The 24804-nt window shown below is 66.9% G+C and carries 20 protein-coding genes and 1 tRNA gene; 7 read left to right on the forward strand and 14 right to left on the reverse strand.

The features are described from left to right. Nucleotides 1-249 precede the first annotated feature (249 nt). Together BCHO_RS07295 and BCHO_RS07300 are read right to left on the reverse strand one after the other, a co-directional pair. Nucleotides 250-1053: a C40 family peptidase gene (locus BCHO_RS07295; RefSeq protein ID WP_024540909.1), complete on the reverse strand. Its 804-nt coding sequence runs from the start codon at nt 1051-1053 to the stop codon at nt 250-252. A 231-nt stretch (nt 1054-1284) separates the two neighbouring features. Then, complete coding sequence (locus BCHO_RS07300) at nt 1285-2226, reverse strand: CHAP domain-containing protein (protein ID WP_024540910.1); 942 nt, start codon at nt 2224-2226, stop codon at nt 1285-1287. A gap of 610 nt (nt 2227-2836) precedes the next feature. Between BCHO_RS07300 and serC the strand changes: the two genes are divergently transcribed. Further along, nucleotides 2837-3976: a phosphoserine transaminase gene (serC, locus tag BCHO_RS07305; RefSeq protein WP_024540911.1), complete on the forward strand. Its 1140-nt coding sequence runs from the start codon at nt 2837-2839 to the stop codon at nt 3974-3976. 71 nt (nt 3977-4047) lie between these two features. Here the strand turns inward: serC and manA are convergent, their stop codons facing one another. Next, a complete protein-coding gene (gene manA / locus BCHO_RS07310) occupies nt 4048-5406 on the reverse strand; it encodes a mannose-6-phosphate isomerase, class I (protein ID WP_024540912.1) in 1359 nt (452 codons plus the stop codon). Nucleotides 5407-5545: 139 nt separating this feature from the next. Between manA and BCHO_RS07315 the strand changes: the two genes are divergently transcribed. Further along, nucleotides 5546-5806 (forward strand): hypothetical protein, encoded by a 261-nt coding sequence (locus BCHO_RS07315; protein ID WP_024540913.1) that lies wholly within the window; start codon nt 5546-5548, stop codon nt 5804-5806. 33 nt (nt 5807-5839) lie between these two features. Here the strand turns inward: BCHO_RS07315 and BCHO_RS07320 are convergent, their stop codons facing one another. After that, the gene (locus tag BCHO_RS07320; protein WP_024540914.1) at nt 5840-7168 is read right to left on the reverse strand and encodes a sensor histidine kinase; all 1329 of its coding nucleotides are present in this window, start codon (nt 7166-7168) and stop codon (nt 5840-5842) included. A 162-nt stretch (nt 7169-7330) separates the two neighbouring features. Here BCHO_RS07320 and phoU point away from each other — a divergent pair, with 162 nt between their 5' ends. Next, nucleotides 7331-8011 carry a phosphate signaling complex protein PhoU gene (gene phoU / locus BCHO_RS07325; RefSeq protein ID WP_024540915.1) on the forward strand — a complete coding sequence of 227 codons (681 nt, stop codon included), beginning with the start codon at nt 7331-7333 and terminating at the stop codon, nt 8009-8011. A gap of 147 nt (nt 8012-8158) precedes the next feature. Here the strand turns inward: phoU and BCHO_RS07330 are convergent, their stop codons facing one another. After that, entirely contained in the window at nt 8159-10288 is a 2130-nt protein-coding gene (locus BCHO_RS07330) for an oleate hydratase (protein WP_024540916.1), read from the reverse strand. A 156-nt stretch (nt 10289-10444) separates the two neighbouring features. On the opposite strand from BCHO_RS07330, the gene BCHO_RS09295 reads away from it, so the two are divergent. Beyond that, on the forward strand, nt 10445-10588 hold the full coding sequence (locus tag BCHO_RS09295; RefSeq protein WP_155803919.1) for a hypothetical protein: 144 nt from the start codon (nt 10445-10447) through the stop codon (nt 10586-10588). Nucleotides 10589-10968: 380 nt separating this feature from the next. Here the strand turns inward: BCHO_RS09295 and BCHO_RS07340 are convergent, their stop codons facing one another. The 5 genes from BCHO_RS07340 to lysS form a co-directional block, all read right to left on the reverse strand. Beyond that, nucleotides 10969-11709, reverse strand: coding sequence for a phosphoglyceromutase (locus BCHO_RS07340; protein WP_024540917.1), 741 nt, complete (start codon nt 11707-11709; stop codon nt 10969-10971). A gap of 87 nt (nt 11710-11796) precedes the next feature. Then, nucleotides 11797-12837 carry a 1,4-dihydroxy-2-naphthoate octaprenyltransferase gene (gene menA, locus BCHO_RS07345; protein ID WP_024540918.1) on the reverse strand — a complete coding sequence of 347 codons (1041 nt, stop codon included), beginning with the start codon at nt 12835-12837 and terminating at the stop codon, nt 11797-11799. Nucleotides 12838-13014: 177 nt separating this feature from the next. Beyond that, entirely contained in the window at nt 13015-13953 is a 939-nt protein-coding gene (locus BCHO_RS07350) for a hypothetical protein (protein ID WP_034256326.1), read from the reverse strand. Nucleotides 13954-14110: 157 nt separating this feature from the next. Beyond that, entirely contained in the window at nt 14111-14983 is an 873-nt protein-coding gene (locus BCHO_RS07355) for a hypothetical protein (RefSeq protein ID WP_024540920.1), read from the reverse strand. 236 nt (nt 14984-15219) lie between these two features. Then, on the reverse strand, nt 15220-16968 hold the full coding sequence (lysS, locus tag BCHO_RS07360; protein WP_024540921.1) for a lysine--tRNA ligase: 1749 nt from the start codon (nt 16966-16968) through the stop codon (nt 15220-15222). 265 nt (nt 16969-17233) lie between these two features. Here lysS and BCHO_RS07365 point away from each other — a divergent pair. Continuing rightward, nucleotides 17234-17310, forward strand: a tRNA-Pro gene (locus BCHO_RS07365). A gap of 553 nt (nt 17311-17863) precedes the next feature. On the opposite strand, the gene BCHO_RS07370 is transcribed toward BCHO_RS07365, so the two are convergent. From BCHO_RS07370 to BCHO_RS07385, 4 genes are all read right to left on the reverse strand, one after another. Further along, complete coding sequence (locus BCHO_RS07370) at nt 17864-18763, reverse strand: ABC transporter permease (protein ID WP_024540922.1); 900 nt, start codon at nt 18761-18763, stop codon at nt 17864-17866. 4 nt (nt 18764-18767) lie between these two features. Continuing rightward, complete coding sequence (locus tag BCHO_RS07375; RefSeq protein WP_051354879.1) at nt 18768-19514, reverse strand: ABC transporter ATP-binding protein; 747 nt, start codon at nt 19512-19514, stop codon at nt 18768-18770. Nucleotides 19515-19878: 364 nt separating this feature from the next. Further along, nucleotides 19879-20667 carry a hypothetical protein gene (locus BCHO_RS08875; RefSeq protein ID WP_024540924.1) on the reverse strand — a complete coding sequence of 263 codons (789 nt, stop codon included), beginning with the start codon at nt 20665-20667 and terminating at the stop codon, nt 19879-19881. A 24-nt stretch (nt 20668-20691) separates the two neighbouring features. Beyond that, on the reverse strand, nt 20692-22515 hold the full coding sequence (locus BCHO_RS07385; RefSeq protein ID WP_034256327.1) for a PspC domain-containing protein: 1824 nt from the start codon (nt 22513-22515) through the stop codon (nt 20692-20694). A gap of 113 nt (nt 22516-22628) precedes the next feature. Here BCHO_RS07385 and BCHO_RS07390 point away from each other — a divergent pair, with 113 nt between their 5' ends. Continuing rightward, nucleotides 22629-24044, forward strand: a complete 1416-nt coding sequence (locus tag BCHO_RS07390; protein WP_024540926.1) for an ATP-binding protein — start codon at nt 22629-22631, stop codon at nt 24042-24044. Continuing rightward, nucleotides 24041-24736 (forward strand): LuxR C-terminal-related transcriptional regulator, encoded by a 696-nt coding sequence (locus BCHO_RS07395; protein WP_024540927.1) that lies wholly within the window; start codon nt 24041-24043, stop codon nt 24734-24736. The genes BCHO_RS07390 and BCHO_RS07395 overlap by 4 nt, the downstream gene beginning before the upstream one ends. Nucleotides 24737-24804: the final 68 nt, after the last annotated feature.

Here is a 24804-nt window from a genome sequence, read left to right on the forward strand (position 1 = left end):
CGACGACCCCACCCGCAAAACGGCCCGTTTTCGTCCCAACCCATCGGTCCCGTCGACGAACCGACCCACAGCGTCCCGACCCGTCGACGCCCTCGACGAACCCACCCGCGAAACAACCCATTTCCGTCCCAAACCGTCGGTGCAGTCGACGAACCCGCCCGCACAATATCTCCGCGCAGGTAAAAGGCGAGGGTGCACGGTTCCGGAGAACCGCACACCCTCGAGAAAAGTGAAATGTGGGGATTGGGATTACAGCACGCGACGGATGGAGTATCCGCCAACGAAGACGCTGAGGTTCGTGATCTGCGTGCCCTGCGCCGGATTGAGCGCGTTGACGACCAGACCACCGCCGATGTAGATCGCGGCGTGCATGCCGTTGGCGATGATGTCGCCCGGCTGCGCTTCCGCGAGGCTCGGCACCGCGGTGCCGACGCCGGCCTGCGCACCCGACGTGCGCGGCAGCGAGACGCCGAACTGGCCGAACACCCACTGCACGAAACCGGAGCAGTCCCAGCCCGCCGGCGTGTTGCCGCCCGGGACATACGGCGCTCCGACGTACTTCGTCGCGAAGTCGGCGAGGGCCTTGCCGTTCTTGCTTGCCGGCACGGCCACGCTCGGAGCCTCGGTCTGAGGCGCGGCCGGCGTCTCCTCGACGACCGGTTCACGTTCCTGGCTGCGGCTTGCGGCAGCAGCGGCCTCGGCCTGTTCACGCGCAGCGGCTTCGGCCTGCTGGCGTGCAGCCTCCTCCTCGGCCTTCTTGCGTGCTTCTTCCTCTTCCTTGGCCTTCTGTTCGGCCTCCTTCTCCGCAGTCGACTTGGTCTGAGGAACATTCATGCTCTCCAGGCCACCCCAGTTGGAGTCTTCGTCGACGTTCGTGGAGGTGGCTTCGGCGAAGAAGTTGGTCTTCGCCGTATTCACTTTGGGAAATGAGCGTGTCGAGACGACGTAATTCGAACTCGACGCTGCATCATCTGCGACAGCCGCAGGCGCACCCACAACGAACAGGGATGCGGCGAGTGCTGCAGCGGTAGTAATCGAAATAGAACGTTTCATCTTTTTCATCATCCTCTACGCTAGCACATGCTCGACGCGGCGATTACGGCACGATTTATCGAAACTTATTGCCGTCGCTTGCGACACGCCGAATGCAATCGTTATCTCAATCTTTGGTGGTATAGCGTGTTTTTTTCATCCCGCACGCCACGTCCGGCGCACATGCAACCGATGTCATCCCCACTGCGACGTCGACGGTGAGGACGACATCGGCGAAAACGGACGTCGATGTCAGTAATGGATATAGGTGAAGGTCTTCGCCTGATCGGCCGTGAACTCGCGCTGCGAGATGACGCCAAGGCCCTCGACGTTCGATTCGGAGATGCGAATCGACCCGTCCGGGTTGACGGCTTCGACGATCGCGACGTGGCCGTAGTAGCCGTGCGCACCCTCCTGACCGGGGGCGAACACGAGCACGTCGCCGACGGCGCGCGCCTGATTGTCGACCCAGTAGCCGAGCGCCTGCGCCGAGGCGCCCCAGCTGCGCGCGTCGCCGAAATGCGATCCGGTGCTCAGTCCGAGCTGATGGCGGCGTTCGTACGACCACCACGTGCACTGTCCCCACGGGTAGGCGTTGCCGACGTCGCCGGTCGCATGGTTCGCGTTGAAGCCTGCCGGAAGCTGTTCCTCGTCCTTGTCGACCAGCTTCGAGACCTTGTTGTTGTACGCCTTCGCGGTCGTCAGCGATGCCGCGTCCTTGACGGTGTTCGTCTCGCCGAGGTTCCAGCTGCCGGTGACGGCCGTCGATTCCTGACCGTCGATCACCTCGCGCACATCCGAACGGGATGCGCCGGCGTCGGTGACGCGCGAGATGTCCAGCGTCTGCGTCGTCTCCGCGCCGTCGGCGAGCGGCGGCAGCATCTCGTCGTCCGCCTTCATGAAGGCCATCGACGTGGCGGCGGTGCCGACGAGCGCCGCGAGCGACGCCGATGCGAGAATCGTGTTGCGTCGCTGCGCGGCGCGTGCGGATTCACGGATCGAGCGGCGAGTCAGAGGCGCCACCTCGTTCAGTTTGCGGGCAAGCGCCGGATCGAGACCGGCCACTTCGCCGCCAGCGGCTTTGCTGGCGTAGACCGATTCGGCGGAATGCGCACCGTGCTTCGTGGTAAACAGGGACTTCGTCAGGGCTATAGCGCCTACACCCTTGCGGGTCGCGTGGGCAGCATGCCTCATACGCAAATCACTCCTTATTCAACGTTGCTCGACTGCGTGCACTGGCGTGCGTGCGTTCGACTCACAAAAAATCAGGGTACATCATCGAAACGCCAAACCGTACCGCATCCGCGTTTTCCCGAATATCCCCGAGCCTGGGTCCACTTCGTCGAAACCTTGTCCGCAGTAGCGTTTTCACCTCGTCCCGCAGTGAACGACGACCCGTCAAATCTTCACATTTCGAAGCCCGTCCGCCACATGTCCTCCACATCCATATGTCATATATAGGCGTCTATCCATCCCCCAATACCATCCCAGCCCATCACCGTCCCATCCCATCGGCCAAGTCGACGAAACCACCCGCACAACAGCCCCTCCGCGTCCCGTTCCGTCGACCCGACCGACGAAACCACCCGCGGCGTCCCAATCCATCGGCCACACCGACAACCCCATCCGCACAACAGCCCCTCCGCGTCCCATTCCGTCGAACCGACCGACGAAACCACCCGCAGCAAAGCCCGGCCGGCGCATGCCGGCACCATCCGTCCCGACCGCCGGCGCTCATTCGCGCCGATGTCCGCGCCGCGGCCCGCACGCCGCCTTTTTCCCTTGCTGTGGCTACGCTGGAGGCATGGACACAATCACGATTCCGCAGTCAATGCTTCCCGAGGACACCCGTTTCGGTTCCGGCCCGAGCAAGATCCGCCCCGAGCAGATCGAAGCACTCGACCGTGCCGCGCTCACCGTGCTCGGCACCTCCCACCGTCAGGCCCCCGTCAAGGACATCGTCGGTTCGATCCGTGAAGGCCTCGCGTCCTTCTTCTCGATTCCCGACGGCTATGAGGTCGTGCTCGGCAACGGCGGCGCGAGCGCGTTCTGGGACGTCATCTGCGCATCGTTGATCACACGTCAGGCCGCGTGCGGCGTCTACGGCTCCTTCAGCGCGAAAATAGCCGCCTCGGTCGAGTCGGCGCCGTTCCTCGAACCGCCGATCCTGTTCGAAAGCGAACCGGGCACCTACTGCATCCCCGAACGCACCGAATACGTGGACACCTACTGCTGGGCGCAGAGCGAGACATCGACCGGTGTGCAGGCGCCCGTCTACCGCATCGAAGGCTCGCGCGAGCAGGGCGCACTCATCTGCATCGACGCGACGAGCGCCGCCGGCGCGATCCCGGTGGACATCGCGCAGACCGACGCCTACTACTTCTCCCCGCAGAAGGCCTTCGGCTCCGAAGGCGGCCTATGGATCTCCATCCTCTCCCCCGCCGCGATCGAGCGCGCCGAGGGCGTGCGCCGCGGCGCGAGCCTCGAGGGCGCGCGCCGCTGGATTCCGCCGTTCCTGTCGCTGACGTCGGCGATCGACAATTCGCGCAAGAACCAGACGCTCAACACGCCGGCGCTCGTGACGCTCGTGCTGCTCGACGAGCAGGTGCGCTGGCTCAACGAGAATGGCGGTCTGCCGTGGGCGTCGGCGCGCTGCCGTCGTTCGTCGGACATCGTCTACCACTGGGCCGAGCATTCCTCCTACGCGCGTCCCTTCGTCACCGATCCGGCCGCGCGCTCGCAGGCGGTCGTCACCGTCGATCTCGACGAGTCGGTGCCGGCGGCGAACGTCATCGCCGCGCTGCGCGACAACGGCATCGTCGACGTCTCCGGATACCGCAAGCTCGGGCGCAACCAGCTGCGCATCGGCGTCTTCCCGTCGGTCGAGCCCTCCGACGTCGAGGCGCTCACGCACTGCATCGACTACGTCGTCGAACGCCTCTAGTCCCGCCCCACAATCGCAGATGCCCCGCGAAACGCCGATGTTTCGCGGGGCATCTGCGATTGTGGGGTGCCTCAGAACGGCGTCGACGCCATCAGATACGACCCCGATTCGCCGCCGACGCGTGCCCAGCCGTCGGAGGCCGGGATGAACACGGCCTCCCCCTGCCGCAGCGTGCGCGAACCGGTTTCGGTCGTGCAGACGATCTCGCCCTGCGTGCACAGCAGCACGCGCGGGCCGGCGTGCGGCACGACGCCGCGACCGCGCATCTGCTGCACGAGCGCGTCGTAGCGCACGGCGAGACGGTCGACGATTGGCCACGGTTCGGCGGCGTCGACATGCCCGTAGGCGAGCACGTATTCGCTGACGCCGGGCTTGTAGAAGACGACGTCGCGCATGAGCAGCGTGCCGAGCCGGGAATCGGAGGGGTTGACGGGGCTCGACGGCCTGCAGTCGACGCATTGCAGCAGGTTGGCGATGTCCTTGTGCTTGACCGTCATGCCGGCGCGCAGCACGTTGTCCGAATTCGTCATGATCTCGGCGCCGGTACCATATATATAGGCGTGCGGCACGCCGGTCGGCAGGAACACCGACTCGCCCTCCTCGAGCCGCACCGGGTTCATCATCAGCAGCGCGAGCACGCTCGTGTCGCCGGGGAACGCGCGGGCGGCGCGCGTCGCGAAGTCGAAGGCCATCACGTTGCGCGCATGCGTCGCCTGCGCGGCTGCCTGACGCAGGTCGTCGAGCAGCTCCTGCGGGTCGCTCGCGGCGGCCGTGACCGCCGTATGGAACGCGCGGAAGACGCGTTTGCGCGATTCCGGCCAGACTGTCGCGGCGACCGGCATCATCATGTCGGCCTGCGCGAAGGAGTCGTCGCCGCGACGCCCGCCGGATGCGAAGGCCTGCACCATCCGCCGCGCGACCGGCGAGCGCAGCAGCTGCAGATTGCGCAGCGCGAACGCGTGCGGCGCGAAGCCGACCGACGCGAGGAACGGCTCGAGCGCGACGACCATCTCGCTTTTCGCGTTCATGTCCTTGAACGAACGTTCGGGCGCGTCGAGCGCGATGCCCTGCCGGTTCTCCATGTTGAAGCCCGCGCGCGCCTGGAAGTCGACCGGATGCACCTGCAGCGACAGCGGTTCGTCGGCGGCGATCGTCTTGAACAGGAACGGCAGCTCGGGGCCGAATTCGCTGACGCCGCGCGCGCCCACCATCGCGTCCGGATCGCGGGCGATCATCTCGGTGAGCGCGACCTGCCGCGTCGTGCCGTCGGCGTCCGGCACGTCGAGCATCGACGGCGACTGCGCATGTCCGCTGAACCACATCTCGGCGAGCGGTCCCTGCGCGTCGGCGCCGTCCAGATGGAACATCCGCTGCAGGCTGCCGCGCGACCCCCACGCGTAGCACTTGGGCACCGGATGGATCGTGTACACGCGCGCGTTCCTTTCTGCCGTCTGTCCGAACGCCCCCATTGTACGCGATGCGCCACGGAGCAGCCGTGCCAGCCGTCCCGGCCGAATCAGCCCAGAGGATGACGACGTCGTGTCCCCACCTGTATTAAGGTTGAGGGTTATGAAGTTTGCCCCGATCATCGATCCGCACGCCCGGCGTCCTATGCCGAAACCGGTGCAGGTGGACCTTCGCAAGGCATTCATCTTCGGCACCATCCTGTGGACGGTCGCACTCGTCGTATGCGGCTGCTGCTGGTATTTCGGCCATATCCGCTGGTTCCAGATGGCCACGTTCATCTGCGCGTTCGGCATGCTCATCGGCTTCGCGCTGCTCATCTGGGAGCACTTCGACCGTTCCGACTACCGCCGTCTCGGCCAGTGACGCGCCGAGAGCCGCGTCCCGTTCCCGTTTCGCCTACTCGCGTTCCGTCCGTTCCTGTTTCGCCATCGGCAGCACGAGGCTGAACGTGCTGCCCTGCCCCGGGCGGCTCCACACCTGCACGCTGCCGTGGTGCGTGAGCGCGACGTGCTTGACGATCGCCAATCCGAGGCCCGCGCCGTCGCCGGTGCGCCCGTTCTGGTTGTGCCCGCGGTAGAAGCGTTCGAAGATCCGCTGCTGTTCGTCCTCGGCGATGCCGCATCCCCTGTCGATGACGCGGATGACGACGTCGCGTCCGTCGCGGCTCGCGCGCACGTCGACGCTGACGGTCGCCCCACCGGGCGAGTATCGCAGCGCATTGTCGAGCAGTTTGCCGATCGCGGCGCGGATCTGCGCGCTTTCGCCGTGCACGACGAGCGTGTCGTCGCCGCGCACGGCGATACGCTGCCCATGTTCGGCGGCGAGCGGACGCGCGACGTCGACGGCCGCCTGCACTTCGGCGAGCACATGCAGCGTGTTGTCGGCGGTCGGCTCGATCTGCTCCTGCGCCTTGATGAGCAGCATCAGGTCGCCGATCATATGGTCGATGTAGCCGATCGTGCGGCGCACATTGCGCGCGTCGCGCGCGATCTGCCGTTCGTCGAGCCTTCCTCGCTCGAGCGTCGCCGCCAGATGCTTGAGTTCGTCGCTCGGCTGCACGAGGCGTTCCGAGACGTTCGTGATGAAGTCGTCGCGCACCTGCGCGAAGCGCACCGATTCGCTGACGTCGTCGAGCAGCACGACGACGAGTCCCTCCGAGATCCTGCCGACGGTGACGTTGAGCCAGTTCGGTCTGCTCACCGTCCTGATATGCGGACGTTCGGCGGCGGTGCCCGCGTCGTCGCCATCGTCGCCGTGGCCGTCGTCGCCGACGTCGGCGAAGCGGCGCGGCGTGCGCGTCATCAGTTCGAGCGTGCGGCGGCCGCCGTGTTCGCGCACGTCGCGGACCGCCTCGGCGATCGGCACCGACACGATCGCATCGTCGTCGACGACGCCGAGACGGTAGGCGTCCGGGTTCGCGCGCACGACCTCGTCCGTCTCGTCGACGACGACGGCCGCGGCCGGGATCATCGTCAGCAGCGCGGCCGTCGAATCCTGCAGGTCGTCGTCATCGTCGTCGTCATCGTCGTCGTCCCTGTTCTTCCTGTGCCTGCAGCGCAGGCGGGACAGCAGGTCGTCGACGCGCTCCGACAGCGGCACGCCGTCGCTCGCACGTGTGAACAGCGGCGTGAGCAGGTCGACGAGCAGGATCCCCAGTCCGATGAGCGCGCCGACCGCGAACAGCGCGAAGGCCGCGGCGATGATGGCGGACGTTTCGATATGCATACCGCCATTGTGGCACATCGCCGCGCCGTCTTCGGCGTCCGCCGCCGAAGACGGCGCCGTTCGCCGACGCGGGCATATGGTTGGTTTCTCCGGGCGTGTCCTCTACACTGGTGAACGGCGGGCCGCCGCAGCAAGGGCGGCCGATGAACGAAAGGCGGGAAGATGCGCGTTATCTTCAACGAGGGGCTCAAGGCCGTCGCGGACGACCTCGATCATATGGTGCGCAACGTGCGCGACGCGATCCACGGCGCCGGGGCGGCGCTGCTCAGCCAGGATCTCGACGCCGCGCAGAAGGTCATCGACGACGACGCCGAGACCGACGCGCTGTCCACGTCGATCGTCGACCAGTGCGTCGAGCTGCTCGCCCGGCAGAACCCTGTCGCCACCGATCTGCGCGTCGTCGTCTCGACGATGCGCCTGGCGATCACCTTCGAACGCATGGGCGACCTGGCCCGGCACATCGCCGAGGCCGCGCGCCGCACCTATCCGGATTCGCCGCTGCCGGCGAACGCCGTCGACCTGTTCCGGCAGATGCAGGACTTCCTCGACGTGACCGCCGACCGTCTCGTGACGATGCTCGCCGACCGCGACACGCACACGGCCGACGAGATCATCCGCGACGACGACCGGCTCGACGACCTGCACCGCAGGACGCTGCAGCTCGCGCAGTCGGACGATTTCCCGGGCACGAACCAGCAGCTCATCAACGTCGTGCTCATCGGACGCTTCATGGAGCGCCTCGGCGACCATTCGGTCTCGGCGGCGCGCCGCGTCGTGTTCATCGTCTCCGGCTTCGATCCGTCGAAGGAGCCGGCGCGCGACGAAGGCACCGACATCGACTGACCGCGCGGTCACGTGCTTGCCTTCCGCCCGTTGTGGACGGACGGCACAGATTATCCCCAGCATCCATGTGGATACTGGGGATAATCTGTGGATGGCGTCCCGCTTAGCCGTCAACGCGGACGGCGTTCAGCGGCGCGCTCACTTGCCTCACTTATCGGATTCCGAAGCCGTGAACCGTTCCTCCGCCTCGGGCTTGTCGGAGCCGGACGGCTGCGGGTCGGCGCTTTCCTGCGCCGGCGTGATCGCGGCCGTAGCCTCCACTGCCGCCTTGTCCGGGAACGCGGCCGCTTCGGCCTCCTTCGCATGCTTCATCAGGCGCTCCTCGTCGGCCTCGCTGAACGAGGCGTCGAAGCGCATGCCCGGCTTCATGTCGACCGGATGCTGCGGGTCAGCGATCGCGCCGAAGGTCTTGAGCATCTCGTAGATGTAGGTACCCTTCGTGCGGTTGAGCGCGACCTCGATCGCCTTGCGCTCGATGCCGTTGCGGCCGAAGGTCGTCAGCGGCTCGCCGTCGCGCAGCTTGACGGCCGCGTTGAGCATGTCGCGCACGTCGTATTCGCTGTTCCACACCTCCGGCACGCCACGGTCGACGTCGCACAGCGTGTAGACGGCCTCCATGCCGGTGCGCATCGAATATTCGGTCGTGAAGATCGTGTCGCGCGGCTCCTCGGCGAACTGGCCGATGAACGCGAAGTTGACGGCGCCGTCGGGCACGACGTCCGGGCGGTCGCCGAGTTCGCGCGGCATGAAGAACGCGTCGACGTACGGCATCATGACCGGGATCGTGTTGCAGTGCTTCGAGGCGAGCTCGTGGATGCGGTCGGTCGGCACGCCCAGATGGTAGAGCCATTCCTCGCAGATCTCCTCGCCCGTGCAGTCCTGCATCTTCTTACGGATGTAGTTGCCCGGGTTGTCCGGCAGCAGCGCGTCGATCCAGACGCTGATCTGGTCAGCCGGCTGGTCGCGGAACTGCTGCTGGCGGTTAATCGTCCAGCTCATCAGCCAGTTGGAGTCCTCGACACTGACGATGCCGCCGGTCACCGTGTGGCCGCCGAAGGGCGAACGGCCGGTGATCTTCTCGATGTACGGGATGATCTCATCGTCGAGCGTCGTCGCGGTCGCGCTCATCCACTTCGTCAGGTTCGGGTCGTAGATGAACTTCTCCGGATGTCCGAAGCTCGGGTCGACGGCGGCGATGCGGTTCCACGTGTCCCAGCCGTTGCCCGGCTTGAGCGCCGGGTCGAAGCCGGCCGGCGTGTTCTGGTTGCCGATCGTCGTCGATTCGACGAGGCCGCCGTTCGTGATGAAGACGAGGTCGTTCTCGGTCAGCTCGATCGTCTTGTGCTCGTCGTTCTTCAGGTCGGTGATGACGAGCGTCTTCGCGACCTTCTTGTTCGGCGTCGAATACGGGTTGCGCGGAAAGGCGCCGTTCTCGGCCTGCGCGCGGGCGATCTCGTCCATCGCGACGTTCGTGAACTCGCGCTTCGGCCCCATCTCGGTCTCGCTGACCTCGAAGGTCACGTCGTCGACCGACGTCTGCATATGGAACTGCACGCCGTGCGCCTTGAGGTAGTTCATCAGCGGCAGCACCATCGACTCGTACTGGTTGTAGCGGGTGAAACGCAGCGCCGAGAAGTCAGGCAGGCCGCCGATGTGGTGGATGAAACGGTGGATGTAGCGGTGCATCTCGAGCGCCGACTGCCAGTTCTCGAACGCGAACATCGTGCGCCAGTACAGCCAGAAGTTCGAGTTGAGCACCTCGTCATCGAAATAGTCGGTGATCTTCTTGTTCGCGAGCTCGTCCTCGGTGGCCAGATACAGCTTGAGGATCTCCATGACGGCCTTGTCGGACAGGCCGAACTTCCTGTCGGTGTGCGCGTCCTGGCCACGGCCCTTCGTCGCGCGGCACTTCGAGAAGTTCGGATCCTCCTTGTTGAGCCAGTAGTAGTAGTCGAGCACGGAGGCGTCCTTGTCCTCGATGCTCGGCACGTCGCGGTAGACGTCCCACATGACCTCGAAGTGGTTGTCCATCTCGCGGCCGCCGCGCATGACGTAGCCCTCGCCCTTGACGAAGGCGCCGTCGAGCGCGCCGCCGGGCACCGCGTCCTTCTCGAAGACGTGGATGTTCCTGCCGGGCATCTGCGCATCGCGCACAAGGTAGAACGCCGCCGTCAGCGCCGCCAGACCGGTGCCGATGATGTAGGCGCTCTTCTTCTCGATGCCCTCCGGCTTCCTCGGATGGGCGAACGCTTCGTAATTGCCTGCGGAGTAGTACATCATGCCTCCTCTCCACGGGCTCATTCCCGCGAAGATGTGTTCCGCGCCGACTTTCGGCGCGCTACCGGCCATTGTCCATCCGTTGGCGTTCAGGCATGCCGGGACTTCACTGACAGCGTCCAACTCAGCCGCCGTGACGATTCATGGAGTAAGGCGATGCTCGACCGCAAACGCGCCGCGGTGGTCGCACGGATCCGCAAACTCGAGGACAGCGTGGACTATATCGATTTCAAGCAAAGCCTCTACGACGCCGTCCTGTCCGGCGAGCTGCCCTATAGGAGCAACCTGATCGCCCGCTGACGCCCCATTGGGCGCCCGCGCGGCGAAGACCATGCCGACCCGCGTCAGCACCGCCGCACAATTCGATAGTTCGGACGCGGAACACAGTGATGCGTGCGCGTTCCCGACAAACGGATGCGCGCGCGTCCCCACCCGTGCACGATTCGCACACAATCGCTCAATCCGCGCCGCAATCCCCACACAAGCAACCACAATGTCCCATCAAAGCGACACCACGCGCCGTCCGCCGCAGTGGGCGTGCGCATAACCCGGTTTCACCATCGAACTGTCGAGCTGTGCGGCGGCGCGGTCTGGCATATACGCCGAAAAACCCCGATGTGGCCGCCCCATCCTGTGGATGGGGCGGCCACATCGGGGTCAAAGGAAACCTCAGGCGCGCATCACTTCTGACCCTGCGCCGCAACAGCGGCGGCGCCGGCGGCGGCGGCCTCGGGATCGAGGTACTCGCCACCCTTCTTGATCGGCTTGAAGTTCTCGTCGAGCTCATAGACGAGCGGGATCGCGGTCGGGATGTTGACCTTCGCGATCTCCTCTTCGGTCAGGCCGTCGAGCATCTTGACGATCGCGCGCAGCGAGTTGCCGTGGGCGGCGATCAGGACGGTCTTGCCGGTCTTGAGCTCCGGGATGATCTCGGCATCCCAGTACGGCTGGACGCGAGCGACGACGTCAGCGAGGCACTCGGCTTCCGGAACCGGGTCTCCCGCGTAGCGCGGATCGTGGTTCTGCGCGTACTTGTCGTTCGGATCGATCTCGGGCGGCGGGGTGCCGTAGGAGCGGCGCCACAGCATGAACTTCTCGTCGCCGTACTCCTCGCGGATCTCGGTCTTGTTCTTGCCCTGCAGCGCGCCGTAGTGACGCTCGTTGAGACGCCAGTCACGCTTGACCGGGATCCACAGGCGGTCGGCCTCGTCGAGCGCGATGTTCGCCGTGTTGATCGCGCGGCGCAGCAGCGACGTGAAGACGATGTCCGGAAGGACACCCTTCTCCTTCATGAGCTTGCCGCCGTTCTTGGCTTCCTCGCGGCCCTTTTCGGTCAGCGGGACGTCAACCCAGCCGGTGAACTGATTTGTCTTGTTCCATTCGCTCTGACCATGTCGGAGCAGTACCAGTTTGTATGTCATACGCTTCAGTCTAGCGTTGCGTGCTGCCAAAATCGGCGCGCCGCGCACATCTGCGTTTCACACAACGTTTCACGCATATGTCGACGGTCAGACCATCAATGCGAATCCGTTGAACGCGAGCGCCGTCGCGAGCGCGAGCAGTCCAAGCGAGCGCATCGCGCGCATGTATTTGCGTTTGGCGATGTCGAGCGACGCGAACCATCCGGTCAGCAGCGCGCACAGCGCGCCGAGGATGCCGAGGAACGCGTTCAGCACGGACAGATGCGCCAGCCGCTCCCCCAGCACGCTCGTCGTCGTCCACGCCGCGGCCGCGCCGAGCATGACGATCGCGACGAGCGCGATCGTGCACACGGTGCCCCAGGTGCGTCCCATGCGCACGGCCCATGTGCGCTTGCCGACCTCGCGGTCCGTCTCCAGGTCGCGCAGGTTGTTGACGCACAGCACGCTCACGGCGACGAGGCCGATGGCGGTCGCGCCGACCCATGCGGCGGCGTCGAGCGCTCCGGCGATCGCGTGGGTCGTGCCAAGCGTGGCCACGAGTCCGAAGAAGACGAACACGGACGGCTCGCCGAGTCCGATGTAGCCGTACGGGTGGCGGCCGCCGACGTATCCCCAGCCGGCAGCGAGGCACAGCGCGCCGACGAGGACGAACCACCAGTATCCGGTGATGATGACGACGGCGACGCCGCACGCGCAGGCGAGCGCCGCGTTGGCGATGGCCGCGGCGAGCACATGCTTCGGCGGCACGCCGGAGGCGACGAGGCGCACCGGCGGCACCTCCATGCGGTCGGCGGGCGTGTCGAGGTCGTCGTCGAGCGTCGCGGCGATCGCGCGGGCGGAGCGGTGCGCGTCGGTGCCGCGGATGCCGTCGGCGTAGTCGTTGACGAAGTTCGCGGCGACCTGCAGCAGCACCGCGACGAGCAGACACAGCACGGCGACGGCGACGACGCGCGCGGTGTCCGGCACGCACGACGCGCCGCCGTGGAGGACCGCGCAGCGCGGCGCCGACGACGTGGCCGCGCGGTCGCGCACGATGCCGACACCGGCGACCGTGCCGATCCACACGGGGGCGACGCTCAGCGCGAGCGTGCGCATGCGCATGCCGCTGATGTACTGGTCGATGGTCACGGGTTCCTCCGTTGTTCGCATTCGTCTTGTCGTTCGGGCGGCGCGTTGTTCGACGGCGGCCGTCGGCGTTCCACACTACGCGCGCCGCGGTGTTTCGGGAACGGCGGCGCGCCGACATCACGAAGACCTCCACATTCGGTGGAGGTCTTCGCTGGGCGTGGCGGCGATGCGCCGCCGTCACGTCATCGTTCGGTCAGGCGTGTCCGCCCGGCATCGTCGGAGGCACGGTCGGAGCGCCCGGCGCACCCGAAGCGGCAGGAGCGGACGGGGCCGCGGGCGCGACGGAGCGGCGAACTGGCCGGTCGGCGCGCCCGGAGCCATCGGGGCGGCCGGAGCCGGCGTCTGCGGCTGGTTCGGCACGCCGAACTGCCAGTTGCTGTTGTCGGTCGTGCCGACCGGCTGCGTCGGCGGCACGCCGGACTGCCAGCCGTTGTTCACGTAGGCGCTCGTCGGCGCCGGATAGGCGGTCGGGATCGGCGCGGCCGGCTGGGCGGTGCCGTTGCGCAGCTTCGTCTGCTGGGATTCGAGCCACATCGCGATGATCGTGCCGGCGAGCATGAAGATGACGGCGAAGAGCATCAGATAGAAGCCGACGTGGTAGTTCGCATATCCATGCGTGTTGAACGTGCCCCAAGCGATCTGGTCGATGAAAAGCATGGCATAGACAACCGCGAGCGTCAACGGGACGGCTTTGTTGTCGATGAACGCAAGCCCGGCGATGGCGACGGTGAGCACGAGGAACTGCCATCCGAAGAAGACATAGGGCGAATCCGACGCAATGAGCGCCAGAGTCTCACTCGAGTACCCCTTCGAGGAGAAGAACGGCACGAACACGGCGATGACGCCGAGCAGCGCGCCGAAGAACGTGATGAAGTCCGCATAAATGATGTGCAGCTTGCCGAGCTGGATGCGCGTGGACAGTGTGGCTGCGATGTTGGCGTTGTTCTGCTGACGCGGCGCGCCCTGCGGCGGCATGTACGGGGCACCCGCCTGCGGCTGTGCGTACTGCGGCTGCTGCGGCTGTGGTGCGGCGAAGGGGGCCTGCGGCGCGGGCTGCGTCATCGGCGCGCCCTGCGGGGGCATCGGTGCGCCCGGCTGCTGCTGATTCGGATCCATATTCCTCTTCTTCCTCTGATGGATACGACGGTTACGTTGCCTACTCTACATGCCTTGCCTCATTTTTCGCTGACCGCACCATCATGTGGCCGCAGGCCGCCGGCAACGGAAAACCGGCCCCCGAAGGAGCCGGCTGCGCATCATCGTCGCATCGACGTCACTGCTGCTGCGGCACCTGCGGGGCCGGCACGTCGCCGTAGGCCGTCTGCTGTCCGACGACGAGGTTGTCGGCACCGGTCGGCGACGCGGGATCGGGCACCTGATAGACGTCGGTCTGCGACACCTCGGTGAGGGACGGCGCGGACGGCGCCGGAGGAGTCGGCATGGCGGCGGCAGGAGCCTGCGGCGATGGCGGGACCGATGCCGCAGGGGCCGCCGGAGCCGACTGCGCATACGGAGGAATCGGCGCGCCGGGCTGCGTCGCCGGGGCGGCCGGCGCCGCACCCATCGGCGCCATCGGAGGAACGGACGGCGGAGCCATGGCGGTGTTCGGACGCTGCGGGCCCTGCGCCTTCTTGAGCTGCATCACGTTGTAGAACTCGACGCCCGTCGCGATGAGGATGAGGAACACGGTGACGGCCCACAGCCAGTATCCCGCGCCATAGCTCACCTTGACCTGCACGAGGCCGGAGTACGACGCCGCCTCACCGGCGGCATGGCCGGCGTTGATCGTCTCGAACAGCCACAGCAGGAACTGCAGGACGGCCACGACGAACGCCGCGAGCGCCTGGCGGACGACGGCGAGCACGGCGACGGCGACGGCGAGCACGATGACGATCCAGCCGTCGCCCTTGATGAGGCTGACCGTCTGCGAGAAGAAACCGGGGATCGATACGGTCGCGTACGGCAGGAACGTCGCGATGATGGCGATGACGGCGGCGACCACCGTCGTGACGGCGGCGACCGAGACGCCAAGATTGCCGATTTTGACCTTCGGGTCGGTGAATGCATGCAGCGTATGCTGCAGGTCGGATGCAGGCTGTGGCGCCGACGGCATCGGCGGCACCTGCGGCTGTTCGTTGAAACTCATGTCCTTTCCTCTCTTCTCTCGTTGTCGTCGAAGACACATGTCCCGCCAACGGCGAGCGCCGCGGGCGGAAGTCCGACCACCGTATCAGGAAACGCGCGCGATGCACAAAAGGACACCGTCGATTATGGACGTCCGAGAATCGGCCGGCCGTACATACGACGGCGCGGCCGCGCTGCCGGATGCAAAGGCAACCGGCAGGGCGGCCGCGCCGAGGGGGGGGGAAAAAAAATCGATGCTCAGCTGTTGAGCGGCTTGACGAGCGGGAACGTGATCGTCTCGCGGATCGTGGCTCCGGTGAGCGCGATGAGCAGACGGTCGATGCCCATGCCCATGCCGCCCGCCGGCGGCATGCCGACGCCGAGCGCCTCGAGGAAGTCCTCGTCGATGTCGCAGGCCTCCTCGTCGCCGGCGAGCGCGTCCTTCGCCTGTGCGACGAAGCGTTCGCGCTGCACGATCGGGTCGTTGAGCTCGGAGTATCCGGTCGCCAGTTCGAAGCCGCGCACGTAGAGGTCCCATTTTTCGACGACGCCCGGCTTGGAACGGTGCGCCTTGACGAGCGGCGACGTCTCGACCGGGAAGTCGCGCACGAAGGTCGGCTCGTAGAGCTTGTCCTCGTAGAAGTGCTCCCACAGGTGTTCGACGAGCTTGCCGTGGTTCTCGACCTCGTCGCGTTCGACGCCGAGCTTGTCGGCGATCGCGCCGAGTTCGGCGACGCTCGTGGCGGGCGTGATCTGCTGGCCGAGCGCCTCGGACAGCGAGTCGTACATGCTCATCTGCTTCCATTCGCCGCCGAAGTCGTATTCGGCGCCGTCGAGCAACGTGACCTTCGTCGAGCCGAAGACGTCGATCGCCGTCTTCTGGATGAGCTCCTTGACGAGCTTGGCGATCGTGTCGTAGTTGCCGTAGGCCTCGTACGCCTCGACCATCGTGAACTCCGGCGCGTGCGTCGCGTCGACGCCCTCGTTGCGGAAGTCGCGGTTGATCTCGAAGACGCGGTCGATGCCGCCGACGAGGCAGCGCTTGAGGAACAGTTCCGGCGCGATGCGCAGATAGAGGTCGAGGTCGAAGGCGTTCATATGCGTCGTGAACGGGCGCGCGGCGGCGCCGCCGTGAATCGTCTGGAGCATCGGCGTCTCGACTTCGAGGAAGTCGTGCTCCTCGAAGGTGTGGCGCAGCGACGAGACGGCCTTCGAGCGGTTGCGCACCATATTGCGGATCCTCTCGTCGGCGATCATACCGATGTACGGCTTGCGCGTGCGCGTGTCCTCGTTGAGTTCCTTGTGCAGCGTCGGCAGCGGCTGCAGCGCCTTCGACGCGATCGCCCATTCGTCGGCGAAGACCGACAGCTCGCCGGTCTTCGATGCGATGACGCGGCCCTTGACGAACAGATGGTCGCCGAGGTCGACGAGCTGCTTGAAGAGCTTGAGCGAGTCGGCGCCGATCTGCTTCTTCGACAGCATCGCCTGGATCGTCGTGCCGTCGCCGGCCGCGAGCTGCACGAAGCACAGGCCGCCGGCGTTGCGGATGAACAGGACGCGGCCGGCGATGCCGACGACGTCATCGGTCTCGGCGCCCGGCTCGAGCTTGCCGTCCCACTTCGCGCGCACCGCGTCGATCGTGCTCGTCACGTCGAGCGAGACCGGATATGGGTTGAGTCTGTCCTTGAGCATCATCGCGCGCTTGGCGACGCGCATCTGCACCTGCTCGGGATGCGCGAGCGGGCCGAATTCCTTGTTCGACGGGTCGATGGCCTCGTCGAGCGTCGCGCCCTCGTCGATGCGGCGCGCGATCGTCTCGTCCTGCCTGAGCAGCAGCTCGGCGCGCTCGACGGTGCTCATCGACGGCGCCGTGACCTCCTCGTCCTCGACGACGACGGTCTCGTCGGCCGGCGTCTCGGGAAGCGCTTCATGTTCGTTGTTCGTGTTCTGTTCGGTCATGTCCTCGTTCTCGTCCTTCTTGTCCTTGCACCACACGCGTGCGCGCACCGTGCGCTCGGATATCGGCGCGGCATCCGCCGACGCACACCGTGCGTTTGGATGCCGGGGATTCGAATCCCTCATCGCCCATGGCACACAGATACCCGCGGCACGCATATATGCGCCGGCGCGGGCTCGGTATAGCGCACCAGTGTAACCGCCCGCCACTACACGCGCGCCGCCCGCTTTTCCCACCGCGCAACCGGCGCGACACGCCGAAGTTGCAATTCCTTCACGATTGCGTAAACTGTCACCTGTTGCCGGAAAGCAACATCGGGCTGTGGCGCAGCTTGGTAGCGCGCTTCGTTCGGGACGAAGAGGCCGCGAGTTCAAATCTCGCCAGCCCGACCACTTCAAAGCCTCACCTTCGGGTGAGGCTTTTCGCATATCCGCGCACCGGTGGCGTCAGTCCATCCTCCGCGTCCCATCCCATCGACCGCCTCGACGAACCCACCCGCAACCAGGCCGGTTTCCGTCCCGATCCATCGACCAAGCCGATGAGTCCACCCTCCGACAGGTCCATTGGCGTCCCGATCCGTCGACACGGCCGACGAACCCACCCGCTGCGTCCCGATCCATCGACCAGGTCGACGAACCCACCCGCGAACCAGCCCGTTTCCGTCCCGACCCATCGACACCGTTGACGGAACCACCCACAGCGAAACAATCCATCGGCGATCCCGACGACCCCACCCGCAAAACCAACCGGTTTCCGTCCCAAACCGTCGATGGGGCCGACAACCCCACCCGTTGCGTCCCGACCCATCGGCGACCACGACGACCCCACCCGCGAACCGGCCCATTTCCGTCCCGGAACGTCGATGGGGCCGACGAACCCACCCGCCGGCCCCATCTATCCGCCGTGCTTCGGCAGCGCAGCGACGACGTCCGCCGCCACGCGGCCCTACCGCATCTGCGCGTGCTGCTCCTTGGCGGCGGCGCGCTTCGCGTCCTCGGGCTTCTCGCCCGGATGCACGGACTTGTGCAGCTGCACGAGATCCTTGAAGCTGAGTTTCTTCGCCGGCTCCGGCACGAAGTAGCGGTCGTAGGAGATGAAGCAGCGCTTGTAGATCAGCGCGATGATGATCGAGTCGGCGACGAGCGTCAGCGCCGCGACCGCCGCGAGGATGACGAACTGGTACTTCGCCGCGCTCACCGGGCTCTTGCCGGCGATGATCTGGCCGGACATCATGCCCGGAATCGTCACGATGCCGCTCGATGCGAGCATCGCGATCGACGGCAGCAGGCCGAGGCGGATCGACGAGATCATCGACGGCTTCGCCGCCTCCCATTTCGTGGCGCCGAGCGCGAGCATCGTGTTCACCTCCGCGTACCGTTCGCGCATCGATTCGAAGAAGCGGCTCAGGCCGAGCGCGAGCGCGCTGACGGTGTTGCCGAGCAGCATGCCGGTGAGCGGTATGACGAGCTGCGGCGCATACCACGGCTTCGGCCGCACGATGAGTTCGGCGACGATCGCGAGCATCAGCAGCATCGTCACGACGAGCGACAGCAGCACGATGCCGACGAGTCCCTTCGGCGCGCCGGTCGCACGTCCCATCGTGATCTGCACGGCCGCGAGCAGCATCAACGCGATGAGTCCGATGACGAGCCACACGTTGTTCTGCCGGATCACGTATTCGAGGATGAAGCCCATCGCGAGCAGCTGCACGAGCGAACGCGCCGTCGCCCAGATCAGCGACTTGGCGACGCCCGTCTTCATCAGCGCCGAGATGGCGGCCGCGACGAGCACCATGACGACGGCCGCGACGAGTCCCCATATGTCGATGTCGAAATACGATTCCATCAGCTCACTCCTTCTCGTCCGCCGTGCCGTCCGCAGTATCGTCCGCCGATCCGTCGACGACGTCGGCGCGCTGCGCCGCGGCGACCTGCGCGGCCGTCGGCAGCGGCACCTCGCGCAATGCGCCGTCCTTGAGCACCATCATGCGCGTCGCGCGTCCGTCCGGCGCGCGGTGGCGGATGCGCACGACCGCCGTGCCCTCGTGCGCGGCGAGCTTGAGCAGGTCGGCTACCTTGTCCGCGTTCTCCTCGTCGAGTCCGGCGTCGACCTCGTCGGCGAGCAATACGCGCGGCTTCGTCAGCAACGTGCGCGCGAGGCTGACGCGCGCCGCCTGTCCTCCGGACAGGTCGCGCGGCGCACGGCCGAGGTCGATGTCCCGGCAGCCCATGCGGTCGAGCGTCGCGCGGATGTGCGCGTCGGAGAGCATGTCCTTCGGCTCGTGCGCGCGTTCGCCCTGCCGTACCTTGAGCGTCCACGGCAGCCGGATCGCGTCGGCGACCGTCTCGCCGATGAGCGTCGACGTCTGCGGCAGATAGGCGACGTTGACGCGCCACTGCTGCGGCGTGAACGTGTCGGAATCCTTGCCGTCGAGCGCGAACGAACCGGTCGTGTACACGTTGAGGCGCGCGAACGCGGTGAGCAGCGTCGACTTGCCCGAGCCGGACGGTCCGGTCAGGTCGACGACCTCGCCGCCGTCGACATGGAACTCGAGTCCTTGGAACACCGTCGTCTCGCCGCCGCCGCGCCTGGGCATGACCGCCGTCACGTCGCGCGCCGTGAACAGATGCCGCGCGCCGCCTGATGCTCCCGTCGCCGTTGCTGTGGATGTCTTCGTCGTCTGTGCCACGACCTCACCTTCCGTCATCTGCAGTCCGCCGCGCGACGTCGGCCTCGCGCGGCCTTGTTCTGCTGCCACTGTAGCGCGCGGAACGCCGCCCCCCCTGCCGTTTTCCGCGCTTGGCGCGCGGGACGGGCGGGGGCGGCGTTCGTGTGAGTCGGCCGCGGCCACGGGTAATGGGGTAACTGGAAAAGCGAAGTGCCGCGGCGCCGTGCGTCGAGTGATGGGTCCCTGTCGTCTCCTTTCGTCGAATGGTGTCGTGATTACGGATATCGTCGTCTCAGCGTCCGTCGCGGCCGGCCGCGTCGTGGCGGCGGCTTCGCATGTGGGAAACGATGCCCCAGACGATCGCGATGACGCTGAGCAGCACGCCGAGTCCCATCAATGTCCAGTTGACGAGCTCGCGCCAGTCGATGGAGTCGAGCAGGCCGCTGTTCATCGTCGAGCCGACGAGGATCGTCAATGCGCCGATGATCGTGACGACGACGCCGAACACGATCGTGCCGACGCTGGCGCCGCTCGGCCGCACGGCCTTCGGCGCTTCGGGCGGCTGCGGCGCGCTGTACATCGGCGCGGCGCCGGACGGCGGCGTGCCGGTACCGTCCGACGTCGCGTCGGCAGCGCCCTGCGTCGCGTCGTCGTCGGCGATGACGGTCGCGTCGAGCGTCGTCGTGTCGTCCGTCGTTTCCGTGTCGTCCGTCGTCGGGGCGCCCGTGTCGTCCGTCGTCACATCGGCGACGTCGTCCGCCGTTTGCGACGACCACGACCAGCCGGTCGGCAGCGGCCGCGTCATGTCGGCGGCGCCCTGCCGCGGCATGACGGCCGTCGGCGCCGTTTCGTCGACGGCCGCCCGTTCGATGACGACGGTCGTCTCGTCGGCCGCCGTCTGCATCGGCATCTCCCGCGTGTCGCCGTCGTTGGGCGCCGGAGCGTCGTCAGCGTCGAATTCGGCGAAACGTTCGCTCAGCGGCACGTCCATCTCGGTCGTCGCGTCGTCCGGCGACGGCGTGTCCTGCCGTGCGATGACCTCGGTGTCGTCATCGTGCATGTTGTGATCTGCGTTGTTCATGTCGTTTTCCGTTTCCTGATTCGCTCAACGCTGCGAGGCGTAGCGTACGGAGACGCCGCCCGAGATGAGCACGTTCGGTTCGATGACGAGTTCGGCTTCCTTCGGCGCCTTGTCGGCGCTCGCCGCGCACGGCCAGTAGCTGTCGGACTCGATGAGCTGCTTCATCTGCGCGTTCGCGTCCGACGCGAGGTCGACCTTGCCCTTCGTCACGCTGACGCCGGTGCACAGATCGGCCATCCTGCGCGATGTGAAGTACATGTCGTCGGTGTCGACCCAGGTCGACTCGTCATCGGCGTCGTCTTCGTCGTCGGCGTCCTCGTCGACGACATCGGTCCTGTCGTCGGGATCGCCGACCTCGACTTCGATGCCGGGCATCCTCACATGCGTGTAGCCGACGATGTTCCCGTTGTCCCAACCGACGACGTCGACGTCGGCGAGGCCGCTGCCGCGCGACATGAAGGTGTACGGGCCGCCGACCATGTCGGTCGGATAGGTCGCGTCGCCGCTTGCGAACTTCCACGAGCAGCCGTCGGGGATCGTCACGATGACGCGCGCGTTTGTCACCGTCATCGGGATATGGCCGGTCGGGCAGGTGCTCGTTCCCGGATGCCCGTCGTTGAGCCACACCGTGTGCTTCTTCGTGCCGGATAGGTTGACGCTCAGCTGGTCGTGGCGGTAGTCGTCGCCGGTGACGGCGATGCCGCGTTCGAGCTTCCTCCAATCATCGGCTGACGACGTCAGCTCGACGTTGCCGCCGGCGACGCTGATCGGCGTGTAGTCGCCGTCGATGCCGTTCTTGTAGACGTTGACGGCCGTCCATGCGCCGCCGACCGCCATCGCGCAGACGGCGACGAACATCGCGATCCAGGCGAAGGGATGCAGGCCGCCGGTGCGGCGTCCGGCGCAGCCGAGCACGATGATGACGACGCCGAGCACGACGCAGACGGCGCCCGCATAGAGCACGCCCGGCTGCATCGCGCTGACGAGCGACGTGTTGTTCACGGCGAAGGAGCAGACGCCCATCGAGACGATGAGCAGGCCGAGCACGAGCAGGACGAGCGTCGGCCCCGCCGGCTTGCGGCGCATGCTCTTCACCGGCGCCGGACGCGACGGCGGCGCGACGTAGGTCGGCGGCACGTTCGGCTGCGGCGCCGACGGCTGCGGCGCGGCAGCGTACGCCGGCGCCGCGGACGGCATCTTAGGCGCCATGTCGACGGGTGCGCCACCGCTCATATACATGTCGGGGCGAAAGGGATGGTCGGGCTGCGGCGGCRYCGCGCCGCCGTACGGCATGTTCGCCGGAGGCGTGGTCGGCGGATTGCCCGGCTGGGCGGCGCCGCGCACGGCGAAGCGGCGGCGACCGTTGTCCACGAGCAGGAAGAACGCGAGCGCGGCGAACAGGCAGGCTCCCATGTTGACGCTCCACGACCCCCACCACAGGAAGCCGAAGCCGCTGAACCCGCCGATGAGGATGCACAGGATGACGCCGACGAAGGACCAGTCCCAGTGGCCGTCGATCACCTCCTCGAGCAGGATCCGGTGGTCGAGCTCGTCCGGCAGCAGCAGCCAGCAGATGCCGTAGAGCACGGCGCCGAAGCCGCCGAGGAAGAACGCGACGACCATCAGGACGCGCACGAGCGTCACGTTCCAGCCGAGTTCGCGGGCGATCGCGCCGCACACGCCGGCGATGACGCGGTCGTTCGTGCGTTCGACGCGGCTTTCGCGGATCCAACGGAAGAAGCTCGCCTCCGGCTTCTGCGCGGCCGGCTGGGGTTGGGCAGTGTATTGCGGTTGACCCTGCTGACCGGGCTGCCCTTGCGGCCTCGGGTTGTACTGTGTGTTGCTCATGGTTCCATTACAGCAGCCCGAAGGCGTCAAAACCCTCAGGGGACACCCTGATTTCCCCCTGATTCCTCGCCCGGACCCTCGGTTTTCTCCCCGAACGGCGGCACAATGGAGGCATGTATGACACCTCTTCGACGTCAAGCGCCGCCGTGCGTCCGGCGGCGGCCGGCACGGCGGACGACTTCCGTCCGCTGCATCCGGCGCGGCTGCCGCTGATGCGGCCGCGCAGGGGACGCTGGATCGCCGGCGTCGCGCGCGGCGTCAGCATGCATCTGGGCGTGCATGTGTTCTGGGTGCGGCTCGCCTTCGTTGCGCTGTGCGCGCTGTACGGCGTGGGCCTCGCCGCCTATGTGGCGCTGTGGCTGCTGATCCCGGCCGGCGATCCCGAAGCCGAGGCGCGGCGCATCGCCGCGGCCGCGCATGCCGGCGATGCGCCGCTCGCGAAAGGCAACGCGAGTCCCGGAGCGCCTGCCGCGCGCGGCAGTGTCGACGGCGTCGCCGACTACACCGGAATGGGTTCGGCGCCGCCGGCGATCAGCGGCGAAAACCTCAAACAGCTGTTCGACGAGGCGTCGAAGCCGGCGCTGTTCGCGTCGCTCGGCGTCCTGCTCATCGCCTGCGCGGTCGTCGTTAACATGGCCGCGTCGCGCGCCGGCGCCTTCCTGCCGGCCGTGCTCGCCGTCGTCGGCCTCGGCGTCGCCTGGATGCGCTACAACGCGCCGCGCGGGCAGATCACGACGACGGCGATCGGCGTCGCGCTCGAATTCGTCGCCTACGTCGTCTTCCTTGTGCAGCCGCTGTTCGCGCACCACGAGGTCACGCTCGCGCGCAGCCTCGTCAGCGGCCTGCTGCTCGTGTTCGCCGTCATCGGCACGCTCACGCCGTGGATCATGGCGCTGATGCGCGGGTTCACGAACGAACGCGCGCTCAAGGAACGCGAGGAGGAACGCGCCGACATGACGGCGCATCTGCACGACGGCGTCCTGCAGACGCTCGCCTTGATCCAGCTGCATGCGAACGAACCGCAGACTGTGTTCACGCTCGCACGCTCGCAGGAGCGCGAGCTGCGCAGCTGGCTCTATCAGGAGCGCAAGACCTCGGACCGCTCGGTCAACGCCGGGCTCACGCAGATCGCCGCGCAGATCGAGGACAGCCACGGCAGGCCGATCGACGTCGTCACCGTCGGCGACGCGCGGCCAAGCGCGCAGACGGACGCGCTGCTCGATGCCGCCGCGCAGGCGATGGTCAACGCGGTGACGCACGGCGGCGAACCGGTCTCCGTGTACTGCGAGGTGTCGGACACGCTCGTCGAGGTGTTCGTGCGCGACCACGGCGACGGCTTTAGCATGGAGGACGTGCCGCCCGAACGGCTCGGCATCCGCGAGTCGATCATCGGACGGATCAGAAGGCGCGGCGGCAGCGTGGAGATCGTCTCGAGGCCCGGATGGGGCACCGAGGTGCGCATGCACATGCCGATCGCCGCGCCGGACGGCGCGCATGCGGCGCCGGATGAGGGAAAGGAACGGGCATGAGCGAACAGGACGGGTCGTCGCGGCCGCGGGCGCGCATCGCCGTCGTCGACGACCATGAGATGTTCAGGGCGGGCGTCATCGCGACGCTCGCGCCGACCTTCGACGTCGTCGGGCAGGCGGCGGACGTCGAATCGTCGGTGATGATGATCGCGGACACGCAGCCGGACGTCGTGCTGCTCGACGTGCATGTGCCAGGAGGTGCGGGCGGAGGCGGCGCCGAGATCCTGACGAAGTCGCGGCCATTGTCCCCCGATTCGGCGTTCCTCGCGCTGTCGGTCTCCGATTCGGCGCAGGACGTCGGCGCCGTCATCCGCGCCGGCGCGCGCGGCTATGTGACGAAGACGATCACCGGCAACGAGCTGATCCATTCGATCGAGCAGGTCGCCGACGGCTACGCGGTCTTCTCCCCCAAGCTCGCCGGATTCGTGCTCTCGGCCTTCCAGGGCGCGCCGCCGACCGCCGACGACGGCGCGGACCGGCAGGTGCACGACAGCGAGCTCGACCGCCTGTCGACGCGCGAACAGGAGGTCATGCGCCTCATCGCGCGCGGCTACACGTACAAGGAGGTCGCCGCCGAACTGTTCATCTCGGTGAAGACCGTCGAGACGCACGTCAGCTCGGTGCTGCGCAAGCTGCAGCTGTCGAACCGCAACGAACTGACGTTGTGGGCCGCCGACCGCCACATCGTCTGAGCGATTGCGTAGGCGCGCGACACGGCATACGATTCGAACATCCGTTCGCACAAGGCGATCGCGACGAC

Source organism: Bifidobacterium choerinum (assembly GCF_000741135.1).
In the GTDB taxonomy this organism is placed as follows: domain Bacteria; phylum Actinomycetota; class Actinomycetes; order Actinomycetales; family Bifidobacteriaceae; genus Bifidobacterium; species Bifidobacterium choerinum.

What these genes read in the sequence shown, in the direction of transcription:
- BCHO_RS07315 (WP_024540913.1), top strand. Translation starts at nt 5,546, where the DNA reads ATGAAGTTTGCCCCGATCATCGATCCGCACGCCCGGCGTCCTATGCCG.
- BCHO_RS09295 (WP_155803919.1), top strand. Translation starts at nt 10,445, where the DNA reads ATGCTCGACCGCAAACGCGCCGCGGTGGTCGCACGGATCCGCAAACTC.
- BCHO_RS07320 (WP_024540914.1), bottom strand. Translation starts at nt 7,168, where the DNA reads ATGCATATCGAAACGTCCGCCATCATCGCCGCGGCCTTCGCGCTGTTC.
- serC (WP_024540911.1), top strand. Translation starts at nt 2,837, where the DNA reads ATGGACACAATCACGATTCCGCAGTCAATGCTTCCCGAGGACACCCGT.
- BCHO_RS07355 (WP_024540920.1), bottom strand. Translation starts at nt 14,983, where the DNA reads ATGAGTTTCAACGAACAGCCGCAGGTGCCGCCGATGCCGTCGGCGCCA.
- phoU (WP_024540915.1), top strand. Translation starts at nt 7,331, where the DNA reads ATGCGCGTTATCTTCAACGAGGGGCTCAAGGCCGTCGCGGACGACCTC.
- BCHO_RS07350 (WP_034256326.1), bottom strand. Translation starts at nt 13,953, where the DNA reads ATGGATCCGAATCAGCAGCAGCCGGGCGCACCGATGCCCCCGCAGGGC.
- BCHO_RS07390 (WP_024540926.1), top strand. Translation starts at nt 22,629, where the DNA reads ATGTATGACACCTCTTCGACGTCAAGCGCCGCCGTGCGTCCGGCGGCG.
- BCHO_RS07370 (WP_024540922.1), bottom strand. Translation starts at nt 18,763, where the DNA reads ATGGAATCGTATTTCGACATCGACATATGGGGACTCGTCGCGGCCGTC.
- BCHO_RS07330 (WP_024540916.1), bottom strand. Translation starts at nt 10,288, where the DNA reads ATGTACTACTCCGCAGGCAATTACGAAGCGTTCGCCCATCCGAGGAAG.
- BCHO_RS07395 (WP_024540927.1), top strand. Translation starts at nt 24,041, where the DNA reads ATGAGCGAACAGGACGGGTCGTCGCGGCCGCGGGCGCGCATCGCCGTC.
- BCHO_RS07300 (WP_024540910.1), bottom strand. Translation starts at nt 2,226, where the DNA reads ATGAGGCATGCTGCCCACGCGACCCGCAAGGGTGTAGGCGCTATAGCC.
- BCHO_RS08875 (WP_024540924.1), bottom strand. Translation starts at nt 20,667, where the DNA reads ATGAACAACGCAGATCACAACATGCACGATGACGACACCGAGGTCATC.
- BCHO_RS07375 (WP_051354879.1), bottom strand. Translation starts at nt 19,514, where the DNA reads ATGCCCAGGCGCGGCGGCGGCGAGACGACGGTGTTCCAAGGACTCGAG.
- BCHO_RS07295 (WP_024540909.1), bottom strand. Translation starts at nt 1,053, where the DNA reads ATGAAACGTTCTATTTCGATTACTACCGCTGCAGCACTCGCCGCATCC.
- BCHO_RS07340 (WP_024540917.1), bottom strand. Translation starts at nt 11,709, where the DNA reads ATGACATACAAACTGGTACTGCTCCGACATGGTCAGAGCGAATGGAAC.